Annotated in this window: 6 protein-coding genes; all 6 read right to left on the bottom strand. The window is 61.5% G+C overall.

Going from position 1 to position 8,938, the window contains the following annotated elements; genetic code table 11:
* Nucleotides 1-918 precede the first annotated feature (918 nt).
* A complete protein-coding gene (locus K678_RS18585; RefSeq protein ID WP_155804492.1) occupies nucleotides 919-1,215 on the bottom strand; it encodes a hypothetical protein in 297 nt (98 codons plus the stop codon).
* Complete coding sequence (locus K678_RS07340; RefSeq protein ID WP_155804491.1) at nucleotides 1,212-5,111, bottom strand: hypothetical protein; 3,900 nt, start codon at nucleotides 5,109-5,111, stop codon at nucleotides 1,212-1,214. The genes K678_RS18585 and K678_RS07340 overlap by 4 nt, the downstream gene beginning before the upstream one ends.
* A 2-nt stretch (nucleotides 5,112-5,113) precedes the next feature.
* The gene (locus tag K678_RS07330; protein ID WP_021131825.1) at nucleotides 5,114-5,638 is read right to left on the bottom strand and encodes a hypothetical protein; all 525 of its coding nucleotides are present in this window, start codon (nucleotides 5,636-5,638) and stop codon (nucleotides 5,114-5,116) included.
* Nucleotides 5,639-5,701: 63 nt separating this feature from the next.
* Nucleotides 5,702-5,944, bottom strand: a complete 243-nt coding sequence (locus K678_RS07325; protein ID WP_021131824.1) for a hypothetical protein — start codon at nucleotides 5,942-5,944, stop codon at nucleotides 5,702-5,704.
* A gap of 364 nt (nucleotides 5,945-6,308) precedes the next feature.
* On the bottom strand, nucleotides 6,309-6,611 hold the full coding sequence (locus K678_RS07320) for a hypothetical protein (RefSeq protein ID WP_021131823.1): 303 nt from the start codon (nucleotides 6,609-6,611) through the stop codon (nucleotides 6,309-6,311).
* 100 nt (nucleotides 6,612-6,711) lie between these two features.
* A complete protein-coding gene (locus K678_RS07315) occupies nucleotides 6,712-7,995 on the bottom strand; it encodes a tyrosine-type recombinase/integrase (protein WP_021131822.1) in 1,284 nt (427 codons plus the stop codon).
* Nucleotides 7,996-8,938: the final 943 nt, after the last annotated feature.

Raw genomic sequence — 8,938 nt, 5'->3', positions numbered from 1 at the left:
GATGTAGGGGAATATTCCTATTTCTGGGTGTTGTGTCCCGAATTGCTCTTTCAGCGCGGGTGCCGCAATGGCACCCTGGCCGGGTGACGGGGAAGGGGCGCGCCGCTGGTTGGTCTCGCGCGCGCACGCGTAACACGCTTGAAAGTGTGTGCTATTCCCGCCTACCGCCGACCTCGCATCTCGCACCCGTCAGATTGTTTCGGGAAACATTCAGGCCTAGGTGGCTTCAATGTTTCGTGAAACAAACAACGAATCCCGGAGATGCCGGGAGAGCGCCGACGTCACTGCGTTCGCGTCCCCAGCCGCCCCAGGATCGAGCAGGCCACGCTCGACCAGCCGGTTAACAGCTGCCTGTCCGATCAGCATTGTGACCACGGTGTCACCACGATCCCGCCGTTCACGCACGAGGCGCATTCGCTGGGCGGCAGGGCTCGGGGTCTCGTCTCTTTTTCGTCCCATGTTACGCGCAACTCCAAAAGTAGTTGCGAGACCATATCACGCCGGAAATGTTTCGCGCAATCAATGCCTAAGCTGGCCGAGATTGCCGAAAACTTTCACCGCGCCGACCTGACCAAGCCCCAGAAGAAGGCTCATTTCAAGGCGTGGACAAAATTGGTCGCGGAACGGGATGCCGAAGTTTCGTCCCAGACTGGGACGAAACTTCCCCGCAAGGGTGTCGGCCAGGGTGCCGGTGGAGGTCGCCCTAAAAGCGCGATCACCAAAGCGGCTGAGGAAGCTGGTCTGTCCAGATCCGTCGCATATAGAACCGTCGCCGACGACCCCGCGCCGAATCTCCTGACCCCGTCCACCTCTTCCGCCACCCCGCACCCGGTCTCGCCCGACCGCGCCGACCTATTCCAAAGGGCTGCGCGGACCTTGGGCGGCAGTTCGCGGCTGGGTGGTGTCTGTGGCCGGAAACTATCTACCTGCCCCCAGCGGCGCCCGCATGGCTTGGGCGGGCAGTTCGGCGGCATGCCAGCGCCTCAACGCTTCGGCGCGGTCCTCGTCGTCGGCAAACGACCCGCCGGTCACTTGTTCCAATATCTGGTCATAGCTCGGACCAGACGCCGCCGTCTGCATGGCGGGTCGTACCGCGCCGACAACAGCCCTGACGATGCCGGGCTGGGCTGGCGGGCTGTTCGGCTGGGGCGCGATGAGCGGAATGTCGAGATGAACGACCGCTGATGCGGTCGGGTTGTCGGGCGGGACGTTCACCTCGACCACCGGGACGATGCGGGGGCGCGCGGGCCGGGTGCAGGCCCCCGCTTTCGTGCTGTCCCGGAATTGCCGGTCGCCCGGAATGCCGCGCGCGGGATCGTGGGCCTGATGCAGCCGACCAGGACCGACCACCTCACCGCCCCGGCGGTGGTCGATGCGATGCGGACCAGTTGACAGGCGGGCGCCACGGCTGGCGGGCGGCGGGACGATGGTGATGGCGCGGCTTTTTGCGGCGGTTTCGTTGGTAATCGACACAGCGTGGAAAATCCAATGGGTATCGGGAAGCCAGATGATCGCGCCGTCGCGCATTTTGACCTGTCGGAAACGCGGAAGCTTGACCTTCGGCTCGGGGGCTGGCGCGGTCGCGGGATCGCCGCCCATCGAGAGGTGGGCGACAGTGACGCCCAGCAGTGCCTCGAGTCCGGCCTTGATCGCGGTCTCGGTCGGAAAACGCGAAAGATCAACGACACACTTCGACGGGGGGCCGGGTTTTGCGAAGGCGCGATATGCAACACTGCATGCTCTGCCGCTTTCTGTGTCTTGAACACGTCGGGCGCGAGTTCGTGCAACACACGCGGCGACAGGGGCAGCAGGCCGTGCCGATCCAACACCGCCCCCAGCCGGGCGCCCTTCGAGCTGTGGTGCTGGCGCCCGATCAGGTCGGACCATTCGACGACGTGGTCGACGGTCAAATCCAGCGCCAGCGGCGCCATGACGATCAGGCGGCGGCGGTTGAAAACCGGTCGGACGCGGTCCAGGCCCTGCATCGCCTCCCCCTCTCTTGTCTGGTCGACAATCTCCTGAACCCGAAGATCGGGGTGAACCTCGACGGTGACCCACTTCACCGTGCCGTCGCGCAGGCGGATAGCGCGCGACTGTTCGACAAACCGGTTGGCGGCCCGAGATTTTGCTGTGTCGGCCTGATCGTCGTCACCGGCTGTGGTCGGCAGAATCAGAAGCGGTTCAAGGTCGCCCGCGAAAAACGCGCGGGCGGTGTCTTCGTAATCGTGCGGCGCCTGCTGGTTCCTGCCGACAATTATCGCGGTCTTGCACTCTTTCCAACGGTTCAGACCGCGTTGTCCCCCGAAATGCCCAAAGCGAACAAGCTGATCGGCCAACATCGGGGCTGGCAGTTCGGCGGCGAGCAGCTTCGAGGCCTGTAAGTATGTGCAGACGAACACCGGCCCATGCCCGGCCTCGACCTGGGCGACGATGGTCTTGCAGAGCTCGCCGCGCAGCTTCGCGGCCTCGGCGACTTTTGCCGAGCTGATCGCCTCACCCTTGCGGTTGCAGCCCGTCAGGCTTAGCCGAGAGAAACCCTTCCCCACCACCTGGGTGGTCTCGGCATTGCGTTCAACCGAAACCCGCCGCTCGACCAGCTCGTCCCCCCATATCTTGCGATTCAGTGTCAACGAGCCGGTGCCGTCCAAAAGCAGCGCGGGAATGCTGGGGGCGAGATGGGGGTCGCGCAGAAAATGAACGGTGACGCGCTGCTGGCGTTCGTTTTTTCCATTCACCGTGACCATGTAATTCGGATCGAACGTCACACCGACCAGACCTCGCCGCCCGGTCGGCATTTCCACGGCGATGGCGTGCATCAACCGATGGACCAGGATCACTTCCGACTTCTCCAGCCCGTCCAGAATGTTGTCGATCTCGCCGTCCTCCATCCGGGGGTGAATCTCCACCGCAACGCCGTCCTCGACCGCCTTAAGAAATCTCGCGGCGGCCTTGAAGTCGGCAACGTCGAGCCCCCTGTCCCGCAGAGCCAAGAGCTCGGCACCGGGGCAGTTGACCAGCGCGTACTGGACCTTTCGCGCAACCTCCAAGTAATCCGCCGCGCGGGCGGCGGCTTCGGGGGTGCGATGTGCCGCCGTCCACCAGTCGCCCAATGCTGTGATCCGTTCGGGATGGAACGAGACGCATTCCGGCGCCTTCAGTGCCAAGTCCTCGTCACAGATAACGATGTCAGGTGTCCCGATGACCGAGGGCAAGAAGAAGTATTCGTGACTCGCGAACACGACAACACCCTCCATTTCTCTAATTTCTTTGATCTGTAACTGGTAGCTGCACCCATCGATCAAGCTGCAACGCTTCCGCCCCAACTGCGCGCGGTCGTCACAAAGATGGCGCGCGACCTCCAACCCTTGGTCGGCGAGGCGCTTGGCGACCCCGAACCGGGAACACATCGTGTCGCCGCCTTCGCTCTCAGGATCGCGGGCACCCCGCCCGCGAAGCACTCGGCCCGGCAGCGATGAAGGTGGCGCGATGGCCCGATAGTCGCTGGCCATTTGCTCGGCCATCGCGTTTGTCGCTGCGTAAACGACGATCCGCGCGCCCGGAATTCGGATTGCGGCGACCTGCTCCAAGGTGCCGAGAACGGCCAGTTCGTGAAGCGCGGCGGCGGTTTTTCCCAGCCCCTGGGCGCCCGACGCCAGGATGCGCGGGCCGTGGTCAAGGTCGGCAATTCCGAATTCAGCCATTACCTCCAGTCCGACCTTGCGCGTGATCGCACCCCGCAGCCCTCCCCGTTGCCGGGCGTCATCGGGCGTGTCGAGTTCGGGATCGAGACCGGCGCCAGCGGTGGCGTCCGCCTTTCGGGTCTCGAACGTTCTGCGGGCCGCGACGAAGGTGCTGGCAGCGGTGAAGAATTCGCTGATCACGGCTTTCTGCGCCTCGCCCGCCGCCTGGGCGTCTTTGAATTCGGGTGCCGGATAGTGGGGAGGGTGCCGCGCCGCGCGGGCATCGGGCGCGGGCAGGCGGGGAAGGCTGCGCCGAATCTCGCCCTCGGCTTGCCGAGCGGCAACCCAGGTGACGATCCCGTCGAGGTATTCGTCGCTCCCGTAGCGCTCGACCTCGCCACTACTGCGGCTGCCCGGATCGGCGGCGGTGATGGCGGCCCGCAGCCGGGCCTTGATGGTGTCGGGATTGGCGTCGGCGCCATTCGCCGCGAAAAAGGCGCCGACCGCTGCGTTGATCGGGATCCTGAATCCTCGCGGGCCGCCGATCTCTGCGAGGTAGCCATCAACACCCAGACCGCCACCCATGCTGGTGGTGGCGCTGGTGCCCGTGCTGCCGCTGGCGTAATTCCTGACGGCCTTCTCGGGCTTCGAAGGCAGCACCAGCGCCACCTCGTCGTCAAGGCCCTCCCGAAGCCCGGATCGGCGGGGAATCGGGTCAGGGATGCCGTCTTTGAATATCGGCGCCGCCGTGTAATGCAGCTGGATCGGGTTGAACAGCGCAGGATCGATAAGCTTGCCATTCCGCTGGTTGAAATCCTCCGCCCAACGGCGCAGTTCGATGTCACTAATTGGGCGGTCGAGCCAGAACCACAAGTGAGCGGACAGGGTGTCGCCCTTCATGCCCTGGGATGATGACCATTGCCAATGGCACGACGCATCATGGAATTCTGCGGGAAGCAGCCCGATCAAGTGCTCTACGGCGTCCTCGGGATCAGTGGCGGGGTCGACGCCAGCGGGGCAGTCAACGCCGTCGACATCAATCATCAACCAGCGTTGGTCCACCGCGCGAAAAGTGGCGCGGCCCGAGGCGGTGTCGTTCAGACGGCGGGCCGTGCAATTGAGGCTGGCCGTATCGAGCAGAACACCGCGCACAACAGTCGCTGTCGGCATCTGCTCGATGCGGCCCAGCAGTCTAGCCAACTGGCGGATGTTGACAATGTGACCGCCACCAACATCGCAGCCGCCGCGAGCAACGAAGTTCTTCACTCGGCTGTATGAAGACTTAGAGATATTCCCTGCCGAGTCTTTTATGAACACCTTCGTCATTGGCTTCGGGTTGCGCCCGTAGGGCCACAAGATCGTCAGGGCGCAGTCCCCCGCCGCCCTGGGGTTGGTAGTGGTGGGGACGGTGAGGGTGGCGGGGGCGTTCATCGCTACAGCTCCTGCGACAGCGCCTGGGCACGGCGGAGAAGCGCGTTAGCCTCGACCGGGCGCGGGTGGGGCTTCGACCGGAACGCGTTCAACTCGTGGCCGATCTGGGCCAAGGCCGCCGTCCAGCCCGCCAGGGCGGCAGGAGCCATCCGGTAGATTTCCTCAAGATGAAGCGCGCCCATCGACCCGAAATGGTTGTCACGGGTCCACCGGGCAGCCGCCCAGGCAGCGTCCGCCGCCTCGACGAAGCGGTACCTTCGCCACATGTCCCCGCCGAAATTTTCTTCGGCGCTGGCATCCAGGAGTTTTTCATCCAGGAGGTCGTAGCAGCGGGCGACGGTCTCGGTGATCGCCGCGATGATCGCGGCGAGCGGCGGCTCGATCCGCGCGGGCAAAGGGGTTTCGATCTCGGCCCAGACGGTGTCGATGATTCGAGCGGGACGGATCAGGGGGCGCTGGCCAGCGGTATAACCCTCGGAGATGCCGGGGGTCATGCCGATGGCCAGCTTTTTAGCGGAAGTGGTCATGTAGATTTTTTCTCCCAAGAAATCCCCACTGACGTCGAGCCAGCGGGGATTTTCGTTGTTTTTTCAGTTCGCGGCGGAGGTGAGGGTGGCGCCCCACCAATTAAGGAAGATGTCACGGCGCACAAGAACCCTGGTCCCCGAACGGGCGAACGCTTCGTCCGGCGGGCGCTGATCGTCGGGCAGGGCGCGGTTGGCGCGCCGGTTCTGGATCGTCCGCCAGCGGATCGCTTTTCCCGTCAACCCGTCGAGTTCGGTCCCCGCAAAGATCGGGGGCAAGACTGCCTTAAGTTCATCAACAACATTCACGGTTCGTCTCCTCTCTTCATCGCCGTTCACCGGGGATTGGCGGAGACTAGTCGTGAAAATAAATGAGAGTCCAGAGATTTACGGCGGTCGCCGTTATTATGCATAAATGCATTTTTTAGAATAACAGCCTTGTGATGCGTTTTGTTGTATCTAGATATCCCTGGCTATCACTAACCACTCCAGCTATCTGGAGTTTCACGAACTGACCGGGGCTCGCCTTCAACTATGGCGGGTTCTGGTGGCTGGAATTGCGGCTAGGGCGGGCGGCGGGGATAAAAAAAGGGAGCCGACTGTTTCGGCTCCCTTCATTAATAACGAGTTCGGCGCGGCAGGACCGACACCCAGGCCCGGCGCGCGGTCAGGTTCAGGCGGCGGCGGCAAGGGGCTCCGAGACCCCAGCCAGCCGCAATACGTCGTGGAATGCGCCCAACATCCAGCGGGCCTGGACATCGCCACCAACGTCCTTGCCGTCGAGCGCAAGCGCCAGCTTGGCGGCGATGTCGCCGAAAGAGGCGGCAGGCGCAGCCTGAATGCAGTCTTCCAACGCCGACAGCGCGTCCGAGCCTTCCTCGGACTGTTCCCACCCGGCGCGCCATGCGGCGAACGCGGTGGTGATCGGGCTGGTGACGGGGATAGAGGGAGATTGTGTTACATTAAAAGCAGCCATGATTCGAACTCCGTTTTCGTTTTGTGGTCAGGCCGGTCGGGGTGCTGGTAACACCCCGGTCGGTCGCTCTATTGCCCGGTGCCGCCGGGCGCGGTCGGTGTCACGCCTTCTTTTTGGCGTGTGTAATCTCAATAACCTTCGGCTGGGCTTGGCCCAGACCCCGTGATAACGCGGCCAGTTGGTCGGCCAGCGCGCGCGCCTGTTCCTTGTCGCCATGGATGTAGGTCATGTATGCCTGATGACTCTTATGGCCGGTCAGCGCCATGCCAACCCGAGGGTTGCTGACGCTGTTCGCTGTCATCGTTGCAAACCAATGCCGGATCGTGTGCAAACTGACGCCGCTGATCCCAGCGGCAGCGGTGAAGCGGCCAAAAGCTTTGTTGACATAATAATAGTCAAGCGGCTTGGTCGGGTCTTCGATCCCTCTGAAAACAAATGCGCTGCCGGGCATTTGCCCCAGGCTGTCGAGAAGGTTCAAGGTCTCGCCAGACATAGGGCGGCGGGAGAATCCCGTCTTCGTATCGGCGAGGTTCAATTCCATGTCTTCACGCCGAACGGCATCCCAACGAAGGGTCAGCAACTCGGTGATTCTGGCCCCGGTCAGGATCGCGGCGCGGATCACCCCGGAGACCTGAACGTGTTCGCTATCCTCGGTCACCGCTTCGTCCAGCACCCGCATCAACGCGCCGATCTCGCTGCCGGTCAGCAGCCGTTCGCGGCGCTTGACCTTCGGTTCGTGGACATTCTGAAGGGGATTGCCGAGTTCTTGGGGCCGCAGTCCCCAGGCGTTTGCCTTGACGAATAGGTGGTGCAGAAACCGGTATATGTTCGCCGCTTCGGCTTTGCCGCCGACGACCTGACCCGCTTTGTCAAATTTGAAAGGGGCATGTACCAGGGCGACGACATCAGCTTCGGTGATGTCCTTGATCTTCAGCGCACCGATTGCAGGCTGAATGCGCTTCGACCAAATCCGATGTTTGTCGACAACGGTTCGCCCACGATTCTCGACCGCCACGACTTCCGCGAGGTAGCGTTCCCACAACTCCGTTACGGTCTTCTCCTGCCGCTCCAACTGGGCGAGCGCTTCGGCTGCGCGGGAGGTCTCACGGCGAACGACATCCTCGTCAGCTCGCTTCTTCTCGGCCCGCTCGCGCAGGGTGGCGGGACCTTCGCCCGTGCGCTGGGCCTCGCGCAGCTTGCCCAGTTCTTCCTGCGCGCGTTTCAGCGTCCACCCCTCGCTGGCCCATCCCAAAGCCTCCTCGATCTGGCGACCGCCTGCCGAAAACCGGACGGTAAAATATCGATCGAGTTTTACCCCATGTTTGCGGGTGTCGTGGTCGCGAGCCCGGATGCCCGGAGCAACGGTTATCCAAGGGGATGCCATATTCGTTGCCCGATCCTGTCCCTAGCCTGTCCCTAGTTTTGTCGTGACGGGGGTAGGGACGGTGTGAACCCCGGTGACGAACATATCGTTGATATTGCTGGAGTAGCAAGCTAATTAATGAGCCCCAGTGAAGCCCCGTGAAAGGGGTTTACACTAATTCCTAAACCGTAGGTCAGGGGTTCGAATCCCTTCCGGGACGCCAAGCACCACTTGTTCCGCAAATCATCGTGTTTTCAAAGCCTTGCCGGTTGTTCGGCAGGTCATTACGCATGCGTCTCGCACGGCACGCCAAGCCGTTTGCTCTTCCCCCTCGAAAACGACAGCTTGCCCCCGCCGATTTCTCAAACGGGAGGCGAATGGAAAGACGACTACGACCAAACAAACCAATGGTAACCGCCACATGGGTGGTGATGTTACCTATTGATTGCAATCTAGCCGCATGCTAGTGACCATCATGATGGGTGTCGCGGCCAGGATTCGATGAATAAGTGATAGATAAAAAATACAGCAATGCTGGAGATTGGAAGTTAAACTCCAATTCATTCAGAAAAATCTCAAGTTTTTTGGTATTTTTGTGCGCCATGCCGCTGATGTCGGCATGCACCTATTATCAAGATGATGAGAAATTAACATACTATTCCGATGCCATAATATCAATTTTACGGAACGACGACCCGGTCTATCAACCTAATCGGGTTACGTTTCTGGAAAATATTCCTCCCAGTACATACCGGCTGCTTTCATCGAACTACGGGGGGAGAAGCCTTCAAAGTCAACTTGACGATGCTTTTATTCCCTACGTGACAAACTATGGGTTCAGTGTGATCTGCACCGCAGATAAAGAAAGGAAGATTTTATATATCATCTTAAATCAAAAGGGCACCTACATCACGGTTAGGACCTACCAAATAGAGAGTTCGATGACGACCATGTGTAAATCAAG

The sequence above is a fragment of the Magnetospirillum fulvum MGU-K5 genome (assembly GCF_000442515.1).
Lineage (GTDB): Bacteria > Pseudomonadota > Alphaproteobacteria > Rhodospirillales > Magnetospirillaceae > Phaeospirillum > Phaeospirillum fulvum_B.
The sequence above is the reverse complement of the archived record's forward strand: the minus strand, read 5'-3'. Positions and strand labels throughout refer to the sequence as shown.

What these genes read in the sequence shown, in the direction of transcription:
- K678_RS07320 (WP_021131823.1), bottom strand. Translation starts at nt 6,611, where the DNA reads ATGGCTGCTTTTAATGTAACACAATCTCCCTCTATCCCCGTCACCAGC.
- K678_RS07315 (WP_021131822.1), bottom strand. Translation starts at nt 7,995, where the DNA reads ATGGCATCCCCTTGGATAACCGTTGCTCCGGGCATCCGGGCTCGCGAC.
- K678_RS07330 (WP_021131825.1), bottom strand. Translation starts at nt 5,638, where the DNA reads ATGACCACTTCCGCTAAAAAGCTGGCCATCGGCATGACCCCCGGCATC.
- K678_RS07340 (WP_155804491.1), bottom strand. Translation starts at nt 5,111, where the DNA reads ATGAACGCCCCCGCCACCCTCACCGTCCCCACCACTACCAACCCCAGG.